Raw genomic sequence first — 18,028 nt, forward strand, 5'->3', positions numbered from 1 at the left:
TCGGACACGGGCGACGCCCGACCGACGCGCCAAACAGGCGGCGTCCCGCTTCGGCGGGGCGCCGCTTGCCCCCTTTCCCTGGCCGTCAAACGTGATCTGTTGAGCACAAAAGTCCCCGGTCAATCGGGGTGTCGCCGTGCTACAGTCGACTCAGTTGCAGTTTTGGTTCCCATGAACGCATGTGTGCGCCTGCTGGTCCAACCAACAGGCGCATTTGTTTTGTCCGGTGTTTCAGTCTCCGGATGGGGATCGCGGCTACTCCGGGGTTCACGCGGTGTGAATCCCTGATGCCCCAGTTTTTTGAGGAGACGGTTATGGCTACCGGCACCGTGAAGTGGTTCAACAGCGAAAAGGGCTTCGGCTTCATCGAGCAGGCCGAGGGCGGCCCGGATGTGTTCGCGCACTACTCGAACATCCAGGCCAACGGCTTCCGTGAGCTCGTTGAGGGCCAGGCCGTCGAGTTCGACGTGACCCAGGGCCAGAAGGGCCCGCAGGCCGAGAACATCCGCGTCATCGGCTGACGTCAGCCTCCACGCTGACTCGCGATCTCGCGAAGCGGGGGCCCGTACCACACGGTGCGGGCCCCCGCGCATGCCGCCGTACGGCCGGGGCGGCGAGTTTCCTACCGACGGCCGACCAGCCCCCACCCGGGGCTGCCGACCGACGTACGGAGACTTCGTGACCACCCCTGCCCGCCCGCCGCGTGACCGCGCCGCCCGCACCACCGACCAGGCCCGCCGCGGCGAGAACCCGCGCGCCACCGGCGACGCCGAGCGCGCCCGCAAGCCGCGCGGCCGCACCGGCGCCCCCAAGAACACCCGCGCCGCCGTGCCCGAGGCCGCCGACTTCACCGTCGTCGAGGGCACCCCGGCCCGGCCCCCGGCGGACACCTTCGCCGAACTGGACCTGCCCAAGGGCATCCTCAGCACGCTCACCCGCGAAGGCGTCACCGCGCCGTTCCCGATCCAGGGCGCCACGCTGCCCGACTCGATCGCCGGCCGCGACGTGCTCGGCCGCGGCCGTACCGGCTCCGGCAAGACCCTCGCCTTCGGCCTGCCGCTGCTCGCCCGCACCGCCGGGCGCCGCGCCGTCGCCCGCTACCCGCTGGCGCTCGTCCTGGTGCCCACCCGCGAGCTCGCCCAGCAGGTCACCGACGCGCTCACCCCCTACGCGACCGCCGTCAACCTGCGGATCACCACCGTCGTCGGCGGCATGTCGATCAACCGCCAGGCCAACGCCGTCCGCCGTGGCACCGAGGTCCTGGTCGCCACCCCCGGCCGGCTCGACGACCTGATCGGCCGCGGTGACGTCAACCTGTCCGACGTCGCCATCACCGTCCTCGACGAGGCCGACCAGATGGCCGACATGGGCTTCCTCCCGCAGGTCAGCAAGCTGCTGGAGCAGGTCGCCGAGGGCGGGCAGCGGATGCTGTTCTCCGCGACCCTGGACCGCAACGTCGACCGCCTGGTCAAGCGCTTCCTCACCGACCCGGTCACCCACTCGGTCGACCCGTCGGCCGGCGCGGTCACCACCATGGACCACCACGTCCTCCAGCTGGACCAGGCCGACAAGGCGTCCACCACCGCGCACATCGCCTCCCGCGACGGGCGCGTGATCATGTTCGTGCACACCAAGCACGGCGCCGACCGCCTCACCAAGCAGCTGCTCGCCACCGGCGTCCGGGCCGCGGCCCTGCACGGCGGCAAGTCCCAGCCGCAGCGCAACCGGGTCCTCGACCAGTTCCGCGACGGCCACGTCACCGCGCTGATCGCCACCAACGTCGCCGCCCGAGGCATCCACATCGAAGGCCTCGACCTGGTCGTCAACGTCGACCCGCCGGTCGACCACAAGGACTACCTGCACCGCGGCGGACGCACCGCCCGGGCCGGCGAGTCCGGCACCGTCGTCACCCTCGTCCTGCCCGAGCAGCGCCGCGAGGTCAACCGGCTGATGACGGTCGCGGGCATCCGCCCCACCGTCACCAAGGTCCGCCCCGGCGACGCCGACCTCGCCAAGATCACCGGTGCCCGCACCCCCAGCGGCGTCGCGGTCGCCGTCGCCGTCCCCGCGCCCGCCGAGGCCCCCGCCGCCAAGGCCGACGCCAAGTCCGGCAACCCGCGCCGCCGCCCTGGCAAGCGCTCCGCGCTGCCCGCCGACGTCGACATGAACGGCAACCCGCGCCGCCCCCGCCCCAAGCAGCGCATGGGCGGCGCCGCCGCCCAGGGCGACCGCCCCCAGGCGGCCGGCTTCATCGGCCGCTCCTCCGGCCGCGCCAAGCCCGGCAGCGGCGCCAAGTCCGGCTCCAACTACGGCACCGGCCGCCAGCGCCGCGCCATCGACTGATCCCCGGCGACCGCCCGACGGCCCGGCCCCCTCGCACCGAGGGGGCCGGGCCGTCTCGTCGTGGGCCCGGCTGTCCGACGGACACCATCACCCCGCGGCGGTCCGACCCGGGCGAACCTCCGTTGATGTTGGTCATGTGCAGTGCTATGTACATCACCACCATCGATCGACGGAGGTATCCGGATGTCCGTGACACAGATCGACATCGATGACGACGCACTGGAACGAGCAATGACGCTCGCCGGAGTTCGGACCAAGAAGGACGCAGTCAACCTGGCACTGCGCTTCTACGCCGAGCGGCAGGAACGTGCTGCCCGGATCAGCCGGCATTTCGAGCGGGCTCGGCACTGGGGAGCCGTCGAGGACGCAGAGCGGATGCACCGAGCGGAGAAGGACGCCCGGTGATCTATCTCCTCGACACCTCCGGACTCGTCCGGTTGTTGGGCGAGCCCAAGCTCCTGGCCGTCTGGTACGACGCGATCGACGCGGGGTCGATCGCGTCGTGCTACCCGCAGCGCGCGGAGTTTCTGCACAACGCGCGCAGCGGCCGGGAGTACGACGAGATCACCGAGATGTTCGCCGACCTGTACCCGGACGTCTCGGTACCGAAGAACGCTGGGCGCTGGATCGACACGGTTCAGCGGCGCACGGCCCTCGCCGGGCAGCACCGTAGTGCCTCCGCGGTCGACCTCATGATCGCGGCGACGGCCGCGCACCACGGCCTCACGGTCCTCCACGACGATGCGGGCTACCGCACGGTGGCGCGGCACGCCGCCGACCTGAGCGAGCACAGCATCCTCGATCACGAGTGAGTCGGCCCCGTGGTCAGGCGGTGAGCGTCCGGGGCATCGTGGCAGCCGTACGCGCCTCGTCGTAGCGCTCCAGGAGGAGGGTGGCGAGTTCGGGGGCGGGGCCCAGGACGGCGGCGACGGCGTCCGCTCCGGCGGCGGCCTCGGCGATGCGGTCGGGCAGGAGGCCCGGGGCCAGCAGGTAGGGGGAGACGGCGGTGCGGGCGGCGCCCGCGGCGCGCAGGGCGGCCAGGGCGTCGGGCACGCGCGGGCCGGTGGCGGAGGCGTAGGCCACCTCGACGGCGGCCCAGCCGCGGCTGCGGCGCCACGCGGCGGCCACCGCGCGGGTGGCGGCGTCGGCGGCCGGGTCGGAGGAGCCGGCCGCCGCGAGCACCACGCCGGTGCGGGCCCGGACGGCGGCCGAGCGCACGTCCACCCCGGCTTCGGCGAGGCGGCGGTCCAGGGCGGCGAGCAGCAGCGGCGACGGGCCCAGGACGGCGGCGACGGGCAGGGCCGCGCCGGCCGTGCGCAGGGCGGCCGGGACGTCGTGCTTGGCGTGGTAGGCCCGGTTGAGCAGCAGCGGGACGGCCACCGCGTCGTCGAGCCGCCCGACGACCTGCGGGATGCGCGGCGCGCAGTGGTCCAGGTAGGCGGTGGCGACGTCCAGCCCGGGGCGCAGCGCCCGCACCTCCTGGACCAGTGCGGCCACGGTCGCGGCGTGCCGCGGGTCGCGGCTGCCGTGGGCGATCAGCAGGAGGGCGGGCATCGGCGTCGGCCTTACTTGACGGCGGCCAGCAGGCCGCGGTTGCGCAGCACCCGGCGCTCGACCGGGGTGAAGACGAGCAGTTCGATGGCGATGCCGACGAACAGGATCAGGATGATGCCGAGCAGCACCCCGGACATGTCGGAGAACTCGCGCTGGTCCTCCAGGAACCGGCCCAGGCCCCGGCCGAGGTCGGGGGAGGAGGCGACGAGTTCGGCGGCCATCAGGGAGCGCCAGGAGAACGCCCAGCCCTGCTTGAGGCCGGCCAGGTAGCCGGGCAGCGCGGCGGGGATCAGCACGAGCCGGGCGCCGGTGAGGCCGGTGGCGCCGATGGTGCGTCCGGCGCGCAGGAACAGCGGCGGCACCTGGTCGATGCCGGCGACCAGGCCGTTGGCGATGGAGGGGACGGCGCCGAGCAGGATCACCGCGTACATCATCTGGTCGTTGATGCCGAGCCAGATGACCGCGGCCGGCACCCAGGCGACCGAGGGCAGCGACTGCAGGCCCTGGAGGACCGGGCCGATGGCGGTGCGCACCGGCCGGACGCGGGCGACGACCAGCCCGATCGGGGTGCCGATGACGCCGGCGAGCAGGAAGCCGGACAGGCCGCGCCAGACGCTGGTCCAGATGATCGAGAACAGCGTGCCCTGGTACCAGAGCTCCTGGGCGGAGTGCCACACGTCGGTCGGGCTGGGCAGCTTGTAGGCGGAGGTGAGGTGCAGGCTGTAGGCGCCCTGCCACAGGGCGAGCACCACGAGGACGCCGATCAGTGGCGGCAGGGCCTTGGTCCGCAGCGCCTCGCCGAGCGAGCCGCGCTGGGCGGAGACGGCGTCGAGGGCGTCCAGGCCGGCGCCGACACCGGCGGTGTCCGTGGCGGCGGCCCTGTCGGTCCTGTCGGCCTTGTCGGTCTTCTCCAGGACCGGGGTGCTGTCAGTGCTGGCCATGGCGACGGATCTCCCCACGCAGTTCTTCGGTGATCTCGATGGACAGGTCGGCGACGCCGGTGGACTCGATGCGGCGCGGCTGCGGCAGGTCGATCCGCCACTCGCGGGCGACCCGGCCGGGGCGGGAGGAGAGCAGGACGACGCGCTGGGCCAGGCGCACGGCCTCGCGCACGTTGTGGGTGACGAACAGGACGGACAGCTGCCGCTCGGCCCAGATCCGGGTGATCTCGTCGTGCAGCACGTCGCGGGTGATGGCGTCGAGCGCGGCGAACGGCTCGTCCATCAGCAGCACCTGGCTGCCCTGGGCGAGCGCGCGGGCCATCGCGACGCGCTGGCGCATGCCGCCGGACAGCTCGTGCACGCGCTTGCCGTACGAGCCCTTGAGGCGGACGAGTTCGAGCAGGCGCTCGGCTTCGGCGCGGCGCTCGGGGCGGGGGACGCCGGCCAGCTTGAGGGCGAGTTCGATGTTGCGGCCGGCGGTGAGCCAGGGGAACAGCGCGTGCTCCTGGAACATCAGCGCGGGACGGCCGCCCGGCACCTCGATGGCGCCGGCGGTGGGCTGGTCGAGGCCGGCGACCAGGTTGAGCAGGGTGGACTTGCCGCAGCCCGAGGCGCCGAGCAGGGTGACGAACTCGCCGGGCGCGACGTCGAGGGTGATGTCGTCCAGGACGTGGGTCTGCGTGCCCGGGCGGCCGAAGGACTTGTGCACGTGCGAGATCCGGACGGCGGGCGCGGCGCCGCCGGCGTCGGCGCCGGCGGTGTCCGCCGAGGTGGTCAGTGCCGGTGTCATCCGGGCACCTCCTGCGTGAGTGGTCTGGCTGAGGGCTGGCGGAGCGGGGCCGGGGCCCGGCCCCGCCCGTCCCGGTGGGCATCGATCGCGGATCGACCGGGCGGGCGGGGGTCCGGACCGCGGAGTCGGGGGCGGACTCGGCGCGGCTCGGCGTTACTCGGCACCGCTCGGTGCCGTTTCGGAGCCGGGTGGCGCTACTTGGCGCCGAGTCCGGCGTCCGCCACGGGGCCCTGGCCCTTGGCCGCGAGCACCTTGTCGAGCAGGGTGAGGTCGTAGATGCCGTTCAGGTTGGGCTTCTTGAGCAGCCCGGCGGTGACGGCGTGGTCGGCCTCGGCCTGGAGGGTGTTCGCCAGCGGGTCGTCGAGGAAGTCGATGTCGGCCCAGGCCGGGTCGAGGATGGCCGGCTCCAGCGCGTTGCCGGCCTCCTTCTTGATCGCGTCGTTGGCGTCGGCCTTGGCCTTGTCCGGGTTGGCCTTGATGAAGGCGTTGGTGTTCACCGAGCCGCGCAGCACGGCCTCCACCACGTCCGGGTGCTCCTTGAGGAACTTCTGCGAGACGATGATGTTGGTGATCACGAACTTCTTGTCCGGCCAGACGTCCTTCTCGTTGAGCAGGACCTTCGCGCCGAGGGTGACCAGCTTGGAGGCGGTGGGCTCGGGCACCCAGGCGCCGTCGATGGAGCCCTGTCGGTAGGCGTCGGGGGTGACCTTGTTGTCCGTGCGCACCACCGAGACGTCGCCGGCACCGGACGCCGCGTCGACCTTGAAGCCCTTGCCGGCCAGGTAGTTGAGCAGCGCCACGTCCTGGGTGTTGCCCAGCTGCGGGGTGGCGATCTTCTTGCCCCTGAGGTCGTCCAGCGAGGGGATCTTGTCCGGGTTGACCACCAGCTTGACCCCGCCGGAGGCCGAGCCGCCGATGATCTTCAGGGACTGGCCGTCGGACTTGGTGTAGCCGTTGATCGCGGGGGAGGGGCCGATCCAGCCGATGTCGATGGAGCCGGCGTTGAGCGCCTCGATCTCGGACGGGCCCGCGTTGAAGACCTGGGTCTTGATCTGGGTGGCGCCCAACTCCTTCTGGAACAGCCCCTCCTGGAGGCCGACCAGGGCGGTGCCGTGGGTCAGGTTCGCGAAGTACCCGATCTTCACGGTGTCCGCGGACAGCTTCGCGCCGGAGGCGCCGGCCGAACTGGCGGCGGAGTCGGCGCCCGCCTTCTTGTCGTCCGCCTTGGAGCCGTAGCTGCACGCGGACAGCAGGGTCACGGCGGTCAGGCCGGCCACCGCGGCCACCGCGGAGCGTCTGATCCGGCCGGCGTCGGGGCGGGCACGGGTATGCGAGAGGGCCGGGTTCGGGGCCATGGTGAAGTCCTGTTCATCGACGGACCGTCAGGAGGCGGTCTCGGGGACGTGGCGGTCGCCCGTCGGGGCGGCCGGGGGTCGCAACTCAGCGCTGTCGGCCCGCACATCGGGTCAGGCCGCCCTGGCCGCTGCCGAGGACGCCGCTGCCGATGCGGCCGCCTTCCTTGTCCATGTCCGAGAACGCCTCGCTGGGCATCAGACCCAGTCCTCCTCAGCGGGTTCGGTGGCGCGTACGGTCGCGAAGGCCTCGCCCGCCATGCCGGCGGTGAGGGTGGTGCCGTCGGCCGGGTCGATCAGCAGGAACGAGCCGGTGCGGCGGTTGTCGGAGTAGGCGTCGAGTGCCAGCGGCTCGGCGGTGCGCAGCACCACGTGGCCGAGGTCGTTGACGTTCAACCCCTCGGCGCCGGAGCGCTGTTCGAGGGTGTCGCCCGCCTTGGTCGGCAGAGCGATGCGGTAGGTGATGTCCTTGACCAGCGCGCGCACGGTGCGGGTGGTGTGCTTGAGCAGGACCTTGTCGCCGGCGCGCAGCGGGCGCTCGTAGAGGTGGCTGACGGTGGCCTCGATGTCCCTGGTGGGCGCGGGGATCACGCCGGCCGCGATCAGGTCGCCGCGGGAGACGTCGAGGTCGTCGGCGAGCCGGATGGTGACCGACTGGGGTGCCCAGGCGAGGTCCGTCTCGCGGCCGAGCGCGTCGATCCCGGCGACGGTGGTGGTGTGGCCCGAGGGCAGTACCGTCACCGGGTCGCCGACCCGCAGCACGCCGGAGGCCAACTGCCCGGCGTAGCCGCGGTAGTCGGGGTGCTCCTCGCTCTGCGGGCGGATCACGTACTGGACCGGGAAGCGGGCCGGCTCGGCGCCCGGGTCGCTGCCGACCGGGACGGTCTCCAGGTGCTCCAGCAGGGTCGGGCCGCCGTACCAGTCCATGTGCGCGGACGGCTCGACGACGTTGTCCCCGGCGAGGGCGGAGATCGGCACGGCCACCACGTCGCCCACGCCGAGCGAGGCGGCGTAGGCGGTGAACTCCTCGGCGATGGCGGCGAAGACGGGCTCGGCGTAGTCGACCAGGTCCATCTTGTTGACGGCCAGCACCACGTGCGGCACCCGCAGCAGCGCGGCGACGGCGGCGTGCCGGCGGGTCTGCTCGACGACGCCGTTGCGGGCGTCGACCAGTACCACGGCCAGTTCGGCGGTGGAGGCGCCGGTCACCATGTTGCGGGTGTACTGCACGTGCCCGGGGGTGTCGGCGAGGATGAACCGCCGCCGGGGGGTGGCGAAGTAGCGGTAGGCCACGTCGATGGTGATGCCCTGCTCGCGCTCGGCGCGCAGGCCGTCGGTGAGCAGCGCGAGGTCGGGCGCTTCCTGGCCGCGGCCCAGCGAGACGCGTTCGACGGCCTCCAGTTGGTCGGCGAGCACGGACTTGGAGTCGTGCAGCAGGCGGCCGACCAGGGTGGACTTGCCGTCGTCGACGGATCCGGCGGTGGCGAAGCGCAGCAGCGACGTGGCGGTTGCTTCCTGGGTGGTGCTGGTCATCGTTAGAAGTACCCCTCGCGCTTGCGGTCTTCCATCGCGGCCTCGGACAGCTTGTCGTCGGCCCGCGTCGCGCCGCGCTCGGTGAGGCGGCTGGCGGCGATCTCGGCGATCACGGCCTGGATGTCGGTGGCGTCCGAGTCGACGGCGCCGGTGCAGGACATGTCGCCGACGGTGCGGTAGCGGATCAGCCGCCGCTGGACGGGCTCGTTCTCCTTGGGGCCGCCCCACTCACCGGCGGTCAGCCACATGCCGCCGCGGGAGAAGACGTCCCGCTCGTGGGCGTAGTAGATCTCCGGGAGGTCGATGCCCTCGCGCTCGATGTACTGCCAGACGTCCAGCTCGGTCCAGTTGGACAGCGGGAAGACGCGCACGTGCTCGCCGACGGCGTGCCGGCCGTTGTACAGCGACCACAGCTCGGGGCGCTGGCGGCGCGGGTCCCAGGCGCCGAACTCGTCGCGCAGGGAGAACACCCGCTCCTTGGCGCGGGCCTTCTCCTCGTCGCGGCGCCCGCCGCCGAACACCGCGTCGAAGCGGTTCGTCTCGATGGCGTCGAGCAGCGGGACGGTCTGCAGCGGGTTGCGGGTGCCGTCCGGGCGCTCGCGCAGCCGGCCGTCGTCGATGAAGTCCTGGACGTGGGCGACGTGCAGGCGCAGGCCGTGCTCGGCCACGACGCGGTCGCGGTAGGCGATCACCTCGGGGAAGTTGTGGCCGGTGTCGACGTGTAGCAGCGAGAACGGCACGGCGGCCGGGTGGAAGGCCTTGAGTGCCAGGTGCAGCATGACGATGGAGTCCTTGCCGCCCGAGAAGAGGATCACCGGGCGCTCGAACTCCCCCGCGACCTCGCGGAAGACGTGCACCGACTCGGCCTCCAGCACGTCCAGGTGGGACAGCGCGAAAGGGCCCCTGGCCGGCTGGTTCTGGGCGTCGGCGGTGCGGACCGGGCCGTCGGTCGCGGTGGTCATGCGAGACCCCTCTCGGTCAGGAAGGCGTGCAGCTCGGCGGCGGACTCGGCGACCGCGCGGCCCTGCGTCTGGATCCGCAGCTCCGGCTTCTCCGGCGCCTCGTACGGGTCGTCCACGCCGGTGAGGCCGGCCAGCTCCCCGGCGGCCTGCTTGGCGTACAGGCCCTTGACGTCGCGTTCGGCGCACAGCTCGACCGGGGTGGCGACGTGGACCTCCAGGAACTCGGTGCCGGCCGCCGCGTGCCGCTCGCGCACCGCGGCGCGCGAGTCGGCGAACGGGGCGATCACCGGGGCGAGCACCTTGACGCCGTGGGCGGCGAGCTTCTCGGCGACGAAGCCGATCCGGGTCACGTTGGTGTGCCGGTCCTCGCGGGTGAAGCCGAGGCCCTTGGAGAGGAACTCGCGGATCTCGTCGCCGTCCAGGACCTCGACCCGGTGGCCCTCGGCGCGCAGCCGTCCGGCCAGCGCGAAGGCGAGCGTGGTCTTGCCCGCGCTCGGCAGCCCGGTCAGCCACACGGTGGCGCCGCGCTCGCAGGGGGCGGCCGCGGGGGCCGCCTCCGCGGCTCCGTCGGCGGCCCGGGTGTGAGCTGTCACAGTCTCAAGTCCTTCGTCGGTAGTGGGGGGTGGGTCAGAGGTGGATGCCGCACTCGGTCTTGCCGGAGCCGGACCAGCGCCCGGCCCGGGCGTCCTCGCCCTCGGCGGGCTTGCGGGTGCAGGACAGCGGCGAGCAGCCGATCGAGGTGTAGCCCTCCCACAGCAGCGGGTTGAGCAGCACCCCGTGGGCGGTGACGTAGGCGTCCACGTCCTCCTGCGTCCACCGGGCGATCGGGGCGATCTTGACCTTGCGGCGCCGGGCGTCCCAGGACACCACCGGGGTGTCCGCCCGGCTCGGGGACTCGTCGCGGCGCAGCCCGGTCGCCCAGGCGTCGTAGCCGCCGAGGCCGCGGTTGAGCGGCTCGACCTTGCGCAGCGAGCAGCACAGGTCCGGGTCGCGGTCGTGCAGGTGCGGCCCGTGCTCGGCGTCCTGCTCGGCCACGGTGCGCAGCGGCCTGAGGGTGATGACGTTGACCGGCATGGTCGCGGCCACCGCGTCCCGGGTGCCGATGGTCTCCGGGAAGTGGTAGCCGGTGTCCAGGAACACCACGTCCACGCCGGGGAACACCGAGGAGGCGAGGTGGGCGACGACCGCGTCCTCCATCGAGGAGGTGACGCAGAAGCGGCGGCCGAAGGTGTCGGCGGCCCAGGCCAGGATCTCCTGGGGCGTCGCCTCCTCCAGCTCGCGGCCGGCCCGGACGGCTATCTCCTCGTGGTCAGTCTTCGCGCTGGTCACCGGACGAACCCCCGTCGTTCGCAGTCGAGTTGGCCGAAGTCGTGGCGGCCGAAGCCGAGTTGGCCGCGGTCGAGGCGGTCGAGGCGGTCGAGGCGGTCGAGTTGGCCGCGGTCGAGGCGGTCGAGGCGGTCGAGGCGGTCGAGTTGGCCGCGGTCGAGGCGGTCGAGGCGGTCGGGGACAGCAGGCCGAGGAACTTCAGCTGGAAGGCGCGGCGGCACCCGTGGCACTCCCAGGCGCCGTGCCCGGCCTCGGAGGGGCGCAGGTCCTCGTCCCCGCAGTACGGGCAGAAGAACGGCGCGGCACGCTCACTCACGACAGCTGCTCCTCGCCGGCCCGGGCCGCCCACTGGGCGAAGCGCTCGCCCTCGGTGCGGTCGGCCTGGTAGCGGGTCAGGACGCGCTCGACGTAGTCGGGCAGGTCGTCCTTGGTGACCTTGAGGCCGCGGACCTTGCGGCCGAACCCGGCCTCCAGGCCGAGCGCGCCGCCCAGGTGCACCTGGTAGCCCTCGACCTGCTCGCCGTTGCCGTCCGGGACGAGCTGGCCCTTGAGGCCGATGTCGGCGACCTGGATGCGGGCGCAGGCGTTCGGGCAGCCGTTGATGTTGATGGTCAGCGGTTCGGCGAAGTCCGGCAGGCGCTTCTCCAGCTCGTCGATGAGCGTGCGGCCGCGCTCCTTGGTCTCGACGATGGCGAGCTTGCAGTACTCGATGCCGGTGCACGCCATGGTGCCGCGGCGGAACGGCGACGGGGTGACCCGCAGGTCCAGCGCTTCCAGGCCGGCCACCACCGAGTCGACCTGGTCCTCGGCGATGTCGAGGACCAGCATCTTCTGTTCGGCGGTGGTGCGCAGCCGGTCGCTGCCGTGCGCGGCGGCGAGGTCGGCGATCTGGCCGAGCAGCCGGCCGTCGACCCGGCCGACGCGCGGCGCGAAGCCGATGTAGTACCGGCCGTCCTTCTGCCGGTGGACGCCGACGTGGTCGCGCCAGCGGCCGCTGGGCTCCTGCGGCGCGGGGCCGTCGACCAGCCGGTACGCGAGGTACTCGTCCTCCAGCACCTGGCGGAACTTCTCCACGCCCCAGTCGGCGACCAGGAACTTCAGCCGGGCGCGGTTGCGCAGCCGGCGGTAGCCGTAGTCGCGGAAGATGCCGATGACGCCGCCGTAGACGTCGGCCACCTCGTCCAGCGGGACCCAGGCGCCCAGGCGCACGCCCAGCTTGGGGTTGGTGGACAGCCCGCCGCCGACCCACAGGTCGAAGCCGGGGCCGTGCTCGGGGTGGACCACGCCGACGAAGGCGATGTCGTTGATCTCGTGCGCGACGTCCAGCAGCGGGGAACCGGAGACGGCGGACTTGAACTTGCGCGGCAGGTTGGAGAAGTCCTTGTTGCCGATGAAGCGCCGCTGGATCTCCTCGATGGCGGGGGTGCCGTCGATGATCTCGTCCTCGGCGATGCCGGCCACCGGGGAGCCGAGGATGACGCGCGGGGTGTCGCCGCAGGCCTCGGTGGTGGACAGGCCGACGGCCTCCAGCTTCTGCCAGATCGCCGGGACGTCCTCGATCCGGATCCAGTGGTACTGGACGTTCTGGCGGTCGGTCAGGTCGGCGGTGTTGCGGGCGTACTGCTCGGAGACCTCGGCGATCGCCTTCAGCTGGGCGACGGTCAGCCGGCCGCCGTCGACCCGCACGCGCAGCATGAAGTACTCGGCGTCGAGCTCGTGCGGCTCCAGGATCGCGGTCCTGCCGCCGTCGATGCCCTCCTTGCGCTGGGTGTACAGGCCCCACCAGCGCATCCGGCCGCGCAGGTCGGCGGGGTCGATCGAGTCGAAGCCCCGGTGGGCGTAGATCGTCTCAATACGTGTCCGTACGTTGAGACCGTCGTCGTCCTTCTTGAACTGCTCGTTGGCGTTCAGGGGGGTGAAGTGGCCCATGCCCCACTGGCCCTCGCCGCGGTGACGGGTCACCTTGCGAGGCGCGGCGGGGCGGCGCGCGGCGGCGCGGTCGGCCGTGGGCTCGGCGGTCTCGGGGGTGGTGGCCATGGTGAAGTCCTTCGGGGCAGATGGCTCTGACGCCGGGTGGGTCGCTGGGGGTGCGTGGCGGTGCGGTGCTGCTGTGACCTGCGGGTATTCCCAGGGCCGGGGAGAGCAGTGACCGTGGCCGGCCGGGCGCCCGCGCGTCCGCTCCAGCGGGGACTGCGAGGTGGGTGGCGCCGGGTGCGGTGGTGCGGCGGGGTGGGCTCAGATCGCCGGACAGATGGCGCTGGACACGCGAAGGAGATCGACGTGGAGTCGACCAACTAGGGTGGTTCCGGCGCTCGGCATGGCAAGAGATTGGCACGGCGCGGGACTCGCGGTCCACTAACATCCGGATGGCGGACGCTGAGGTTTCGACATGTGAGACTGCCGGGGATCCCCGCCGCTCCCCGCCCCGACGTCCGTCCACGCGCCCGTACCCCGGGGGAGATCAACCGCGCGGCCCCGGCCCGATACCGTTAGACCCGTGCAAGCAGCAGGCGAGACGAGCAGACCGAACCCCGAACGGCCCTCCCGGCGCCGGGGCAAGGGCTCCCGACGCGCGGCCAAACAGGCCGCCTGGCGCCGCACGGCGTGGGAGCTGGTCAAGGACACCACCAACACCTGCGTCGAGTACCGGGTCACCGGACTCGCCGCGGAGGCGGCCTTCTTCACCCTGCTGTCGATCCCACCGCTGCTCCTCGGCCTGGCCGGCACCCTCGGCTACCTCGACGAGTTCCTCGGCGCCGGCACCATCGACCGGCTCAAGCACGACATCGTCTCGGCCTCCGGGACGGTCCTGTCGGACTCGTCCGTCAAGGAGGTCGTGGTGCCGCTGCTGGACCAGGTCTTCGCCCACTCCCGGCCCGACCTCGTCTCGATCGGCTTCCTGCTGTCGCTGTGGTCCGGCTCCAGAGCGCTCTACATCTTCATCGACACCATCACCGTCATGTACGGGCTCGACGGCAAGCGAGGCATCGTCAAGACCCGGCTGATGTCCCTCGGCCTCTACTTCGGCGCCCTCGTCATCAGCTCCCTGGTGCTGCCGCTGCTGATGGCCGGACCCGGACTCATCGAGAACGCCGTGCCCGGCGTCGCCGGACTGGTCGGCGCCGCCTACTGGCCGGTCGCCATCGTGCTGCTGATCGTCTCCCTCACCACCCTCTACCACCTGGCCGTCCCCGTCTCCACCCCCTGGCGCGAGGACGTCCCCGGCGCCCTGGTCGCCCTCGTGGTGCTGGTCGTCTGCAGCGTCGCCCTGCGGATCTACCTGGTCAGCTCGGTCGAGGTCCCCTCGGTGTACGGCTCGCTGGCCGCGCCGGTGGCCGTACTGCTGTGGATCTTCGTGGTCGCCCTGGCCGTCCTCATCGGCGCCGCCATGAACGCCGCCATAGACCGCCGCTGGCCCACCCTGGAGACCGCCGACGCCCGCGCCGAGAACGAGCGCGCCCAGGAGGAGGCCGCCGCCGCCGTGGTCCGCGAGGTCGCCGCCCGGCGCGCCGCCGAACGGGCCCGGCGCGCCCGCGAACTCGGCCTCGCCGAAGGCGCCGAGGAGGAGTGGGGCGAGGAGGACGGCGACGACGTCGACGTCCCCTCCGAGTACCCGGAGCGCTGGGCCGACGTCCTGGCCGCCGACAACGTCCGCGGCCGCCTCACCGCCCGCGGCGGGCCCCACCACCGGCCCGGTCCGCCCCCGCCGGACAGCGACCGGCCGTCCGGGCCGCCGCCGGAGCGGCGGGCGCCCGACTACCCGCCCCGGCCGCCGTGGGAGCGGCAGTAGGGGCAGGGTTCCGGCACCACGACGAACGGCACAGGGCCTCCCCCGCGGGATGCGGGGGAGGCCCTGTGCCGTTCGTCGTCTCCTGACGTCCGTTCGTCGTCTCCTGGTGCCGGTTCGCCGGTTCGCCGTCGCCCGTTGCCCAGAGGGCGGCCCGGGGCCCGGCGGTGGGTCAGGCGGTGGGTCAGGCGGTCGCCGGGTTCGGCGGGAAGGGGGACGGCGGGGCCGGGTGGTACCCGTACGGGGACTGCTCGGCCGGAGGGTGCGGGGCGGCCGGGTTGACCTCGGTCCGGTCCGGATCCGGATCCGGGCCCGGGGCGGCCGGGCGTGGGAGCGTCAGCTCCGGGGCCGTCGGGTTCGGGCCGCTCGGCGCGGTCGGGTTCGGGTTCGGGCTCGGATCCATCGCGGCCGGACCACCCGGGGCCGCCGACCGACCCGCCGGCCCGGCCTGCGCCGGGAGCGGATCGGGGCTCGGCGGCGCCGGCTCCAGCGCCGTGCGCCCGGCCGAGTCGCTCAGCTTGATCAGCAGCGCCACGATCAGCCAGTTCGCCAGCAGTGACGAGCCGCCCGCCGCCAGGAACGGCAGCGCCTTGCCGGTCAGCGGCACCAGCCCGCTCACCCCGCCGACCACCACGAACACCTGCAGCGCCAGCGCCGTCGACAGTCCCGTCGCCAGCAGCTTGCCGAACGGGTCGGTCAACCCGACCGCCGTCCGCAGCCCGCGCTGGACCAGCAGCAGGTACACCAGCAGCACCGCCGTCACCCCGGCCAGGCCCAGCTCCTCGCCGATCGTGGTGAAGACGAAGTCGCTGCGCCCGGCGAAGCCGATCAGCCACGGCCGCCCCGAGCCCAGGCCCGTCCCGGTCAGGTGCCCGGTGCCCAGGCTGAACAGCGCCTCGGCGGGCTGGTCGGAGATGATCGCCGGGTCGTGGTGCTCCTTGTAGATGTCGAGCGGGTGCAGCCAGGCCTCGACGCGCCCGTGCACGTGCGGCTCCACGGTGCCGACCACGGCCGCGCCGCCGACCGCCATCAGCAGGCCGAGCACCACCCAGCTGGTGCGCTCCGTCGCCGCGTACAGCATCACGACGAAGACGCCGAAGAAGATCAGCGAGGTGCCGAGGTCGCGCTCGAAGACCAGCACCAGCAGGCTGACCACCCAGATCGCCAGCACCGGGCCGACGTGCCGCCCGCGCGGCAGGGTCATCCCCCAGATCTTCCGGCCGGCCAGCGCGAGCGCGTCCCGGGAGGCCATCAGGTAGCCGGCGAAGAAGATCGTGATCGCGACCTTCACGAACTCGTCCGGCTCGAAGGAGAGCCCGAACAGGCGGATCCAGCGCTTGGCGCCGAAGTCCTCCGCCCGGCCCGGGAAGAACGCGGGCGCCGCCAGCAGGATCAGCGCCCCCGTCATCAGCAGGTACACGTACCGCTGGAAGAACCTGTGGTGCTTGATCAGCACGATCAGCGCGATCGCCACCGCGACCGAGATGAACACCCACATCAGCTGCGAGGGCGCGGCCGGGAGCTTCTGGTAGTCGCCCTTCCTCGCGTGCGCCGCCGCGTAGGAGATGTCCAGCCGGTCCAGCAGCATCAGCCCGAAGCCGGTCAGGAAGACGCCCAGCGGCAGGATCAGCGGATCCGCGTACGGGGCGAACCGCCGCACCGCCAGGTGCGCCGCCCCGGCCAGGCCGCCCAGCGCCAGGCCGTGGACCAGCAGCCCGGGCGGCATCTTGCCGGTCAGCGCCAGATCGGCGTCGACGTGCCCCGCCAGACAGACGGCCACCGCGAGCGCCAGCAGGCCCAGCTCGATGTTGCGGTGGCGCGCCGCCAGCCGGCGGCCCTCGCCGCGTGCAGTGCTTTGCACCCTTGTCGTCCCCTTGTCATCACCCGCGTGGCCGGTATCGCCGACGGTGCATCCTGCCAGACGAACACGCCCCTGCGCCGGTTGCGGTCCGGGGGCCGTCGAGGCCTGAACTTTGCCTGGGCAAAGCTTTTTCCGGGCTCGGTAAAGCTTTGTTCAGGTGCAGGTATAGAGGCGGGCCCCGGGCGCGGCGGGCCCCGGCCGGGAGGCCATCATGGCCGGGCGCCGCGGTCCGGTCCGCGGCGTCCGACGGACCGCCGGACGGCGCGGGCGGCGGCAGGGCGCGAACGAGGTGGGCGGACGGATGGACGGCGCGGTGCGAATGCTCGCCTACAGCGGACCGCCGCCCTGGCAGTGGTCCGACCTGGCCACCTCGTGGACGGCCGAACCGCTCGTGCTCGCCCTCTCCGTGCTGCTCGGCGGCTGGTACCTGGCCGCGGTGCGCACCGTCCACCGGGCGGGCGGCGAGCGCTGGCAGCCGTCCCGCACCGCCGCCTTCCTGGGCGGGCTGCTGCTGTGGATCTGGTGCACCTGCTCCGGCCTCGGCGTGTACGAGCGGATCCTGTTCACCGACCGGGCCGTCCAGGTCGTGCTGCTGCTGATGCTCGTCCCGCTGCTGCTCGCCCTCGGTGCGCCGGTCTCGCTGCTGGTCGCGGCCGCGCCGCCGGCCCGGCGCGAGCGCATCCTGCGGGCGCTGCGCAGCCGGCCGTCCAAGGTGCTGATGTTCCCGGCCGTCTCCACCGCGCTGCTGATGGCCCCGCCGTGGCTGCTCTACTTCACGCCCTGGTACGAGGAGTCGGTGTCCAGCGCGTTCGGGAACGTGCTGCTGCACCTGGCGCTGGTGCTGCTCGGCCTGGCGTACTTCTGGCCGCGGCTGCAGATCGACCCGGTCGGGCGCGAGTACCCGCACCTGGTCGGGCTGTTCATCACCTTCGCCGAGGTGATCTTCGACGCGGGGCTCGGGCTGGTGCTGATCTACGGCGGCCACCTGGTCGCCGAGCACTACTACGTGGCGCTCGGGCGGCCGTGGGGGCCGAGCCTGGCGCAGGACCAGACCTGGGGCGGCAACATGCTCTGGGTGCTGGGCGACCTGGTCGGGCTGCCGTTCCTGGCCGCGCTGGTGCGGCGGATGGTGGTGCAGGGGCGGGAGGAGATCAAGGCGGTGGACGCCGAACTCGACGCCCGTTTCGAGGAGGCCGCGGCGCGGGCGCAGGCGGCGGGGCTGCCGGCCGAGGAGGAGGCCGGGATGCGGCCCTGGTGGCTGGACGACCCGAACCTCAAGCACCGGTACGGCGGGTAGTCGGCTCCGGAGGGTAGCCGGCTCCGGAGGGTAGCCGGCTCCGGCGGGTTCCTGAGCGAGGGCCCGCACTTCTGTAGGTCCAATGCTGGCCCCTTGTGGATCCCTTCACCGCGTTTCCGCAGGTCAAAAATCAGTTGGCCCCGCCACCCCGACCCGCTAGCGTTTCTCCCGTCCAGATCGGGGGCCTTCACGGCCGCCCGAGGAGTAGAGAGCAGGAGGTGAACCCCGTGGTCGTTGTCGCCCCGATAGCTGCCTTGGGCAGTACTCGCGTTCACCTCCTCT

Annotated in this window: 18 protein-coding genes; 6 read left to right on the forward strand and 12 right to left on the reverse strand. The window is 72.7% G+C overall.

Annotation, left to right across the window (positions count from 1 at the left end):
• Positions 1–314: 314 nt before the first annotated feature.
• The 4 genes from AC07AL_RS06160 to AC07AL_RS06175 all read left to right on the forward strand — a co-directional run bounded on the left by AC07AL_RS06160 (position 315) and on the right by AC07AL_RS06175 (position 3,155).
• Positions 315–521: a cold-shock protein gene (locus tag AC07AL_RS06160; protein ID WP_350881634.1), complete on the forward strand. Its 207-nt coding sequence runs from the start codon at positions 315–317 to the stop codon at positions 519–521.
• Between the two features lie 157 nt (positions 522–678).
• Positions 679–2,343, forward strand: coding sequence for a DEAD/DEAH box helicase (locus tag AC07AL_RS06165; RefSeq protein ID WP_478316996.1), 1,665 nt, complete (start codon positions 679–681; stop codon positions 2,341–2,343).
• Positions 2,344–2,526: 183 nt separating this feature from the next.
• On the forward strand, positions 2,527–2,748 hold the full coding sequence (locus tag AC07AL_RS06170; RefSeq protein ID WP_350881630.1) for a type II toxin-antitoxin system VapB family antitoxin: 222 nt from the start codon (positions 2,527–2,529) through the stop codon (positions 2,746–2,748).
• Entirely contained in the window at positions 2,745–3,155 is a 411-nt protein-coding gene (locus tag AC07AL_RS06175) for a PIN domain-containing protein (protein WP_363584130.1), read from the forward strand. The genes AC07AL_RS06170 and AC07AL_RS06175 overlap by 4 nt, the downstream gene beginning before the upstream one ends.
• A gap of 13 nt (positions 3,156–3,168) precedes the next feature.
• Here AC07AL_RS06175 and AC07AL_RS06180 read toward each other — a convergent pair whose 3' ends face one another.
• From AC07AL_RS06180 to AC07AL_RS06230, 11 genes are all read right to left on the reverse strand, one after another.
• Positions 3,169–3,897 (reverse strand): sirohydrochlorin chelatase, encoded by a 729-nt coding sequence (locus AC07AL_RS06180; protein ID WP_363584128.1) that lies wholly within the window; start codon positions 3,895–3,897, stop codon positions 3,169–3,171.
• A gap of 11 nt (positions 3,898–3,908) precedes the next feature.
• Positions 3,909–4,838, reverse strand: a complete 930-nt coding sequence (locus AC07AL_RS06185) for an ABC transporter permease (RefSeq protein WP_400810792.1) — start codon at positions 4,836–4,838, stop codon at positions 3,909–3,911.
• Positions 4,825–5,628, reverse strand: a complete 804-nt coding sequence (locus AC07AL_RS06190) for an ABC transporter ATP-binding protein (protein WP_363630256.1) — start codon at positions 5,626–5,628, stop codon at positions 4,825–4,827. The genes AC07AL_RS06185 and AC07AL_RS06190 overlap by 14 nt, the downstream gene beginning before the upstream one ends.
• Positions 5,629–5,822: 194 nt before the next feature.
• Entirely contained in the window at positions 5,823–6,983 is a 1,161-nt protein-coding gene (locus tag AC07AL_RS06195) for an aliphatic sulfonate ABC transporter substrate-binding protein (protein ID WP_400810789.1), read from the reverse strand.
• Positions 6,984–7,178: 195 nt separating this feature from the next.
• The gene (locus tag AC07AL_RS06200) at positions 7,179–8,513 is read right to left on the reverse strand and encodes a sulfate adenylyltransferase subunit 1 (RefSeq protein ID WP_363630252.1); all 1,335 of its coding nucleotides are present in this window, start codon (positions 8,511–8,513) and stop codon (positions 7,179–7,181) included.
• Positions 8,514–8,515: 2 nt separating this feature from the next.
• Positions 8,516–9,475 carry a sulfate adenylyltransferase subunit CysD gene (gene cysD / locus AC07AL_RS06205; protein WP_478316999.1) on the reverse strand — a complete coding sequence of 320 codons (960 nt, stop codon included), beginning with the start codon at positions 9,473–9,475 and terminating at the stop codon, positions 8,516–8,518.
• A complete protein-coding gene (gene cysC, locus AC07AL_RS06210) occupies positions 9,472–10,068 on the reverse strand; it encodes an adenylyl-sulfate kinase (protein WP_363584117.1) in 597 nt (198 codons plus the stop codon). Before cysC ends, cysD begins: the two co-directional genes overlap by 4 nt.
• Positions 10,069–10,102: 34 nt before the next feature.
• The gene (locus AC07AL_RS06215) at positions 10,103–10,804 is read right to left on the reverse strand and encodes a phosphoadenylyl-sulfate reductase (protein WP_363584115.1); all 702 of its coding nucleotides are present in this window, start codon (positions 10,802–10,804) and stop codon (positions 10,103–10,105) included.
• The gene (locus tag AC07AL_RS06220; RefSeq protein WP_478317034.1) at positions 10,785–11,117 is read right to left on the reverse strand and encodes a hypothetical protein; all 333 of its coding nucleotides are present in this window, start codon (positions 11,115–11,117) and stop codon (positions 10,785–10,787) included. Before AC07AL_RS06220 ends, AC07AL_RS06215 begins: the two co-directional genes overlap by 20 nt.
• Positions 11,114–12,838 (reverse strand): nitrite/sulfite reductase, encoded by a 1,725-nt coding sequence (locus AC07AL_RS06225; RefSeq protein ID WP_363584113.1) that lies wholly within the window; start codon positions 12,836–12,838, stop codon positions 11,114–11,116. Before AC07AL_RS06225 ends, AC07AL_RS06220 begins: the two co-directional genes overlap by 4 nt.
• Before the next feature lie 198 nt (positions 12,839–13,036).
• Positions 13,037–13,120 (reverse strand): putative leader peptide, encoded by an 84-nt coding sequence (locus tag AC07AL_RS06230; protein ID WP_347878562.1) that lies wholly within the window; start codon positions 13,118–13,120, stop codon positions 13,037–13,039.
• A gap of 178 nt (positions 13,121–13,298) precedes the next feature.
• On the opposite strand from AC07AL_RS06230, the gene AC07AL_RS06235 reads away from it, so the two are divergent.
• On the forward strand, positions 13,299–14,591 hold the full coding sequence (locus tag AC07AL_RS06235; protein WP_363584111.1) for a YihY/virulence factor BrkB family protein: 1,293 nt from the start codon (positions 13,299–13,301) through the stop codon (positions 14,589–14,591).
• Positions 14,592–14,772: 181 nt separating this feature from the next.
• Here AC07AL_RS06235 and AC07AL_RS06240 read toward each other — a convergent pair whose 3' ends face one another.
• Entirely contained in the window at positions 14,773–16,449 is a 1,677-nt protein-coding gene (locus AC07AL_RS06240; RefSeq protein ID WP_363630247.1) for an FtsW/RodA/SpoVE family cell cycle protein, read from the reverse strand.
• A 211-nt stretch (positions 16,450–16,660) separates the two neighbouring features.
• On the opposite strand from AC07AL_RS06240, the gene AC07AL_RS06245 reads away from it, so the two are divergent.
• Positions 16,661–17,746, forward strand: coding sequence for a cytochrome c oxidase assembly protein (locus AC07AL_RS06245; protein ID WP_363630246.1), 1,086 nt, complete (start codon positions 16,661–16,663; stop codon positions 17,744–17,746).
• Positions 17,747–18,028 lie beyond the last annotated feature (282 nt).

This window comes from Kitasatospora sp. NPDC043949, assembly GCF_056435365.1.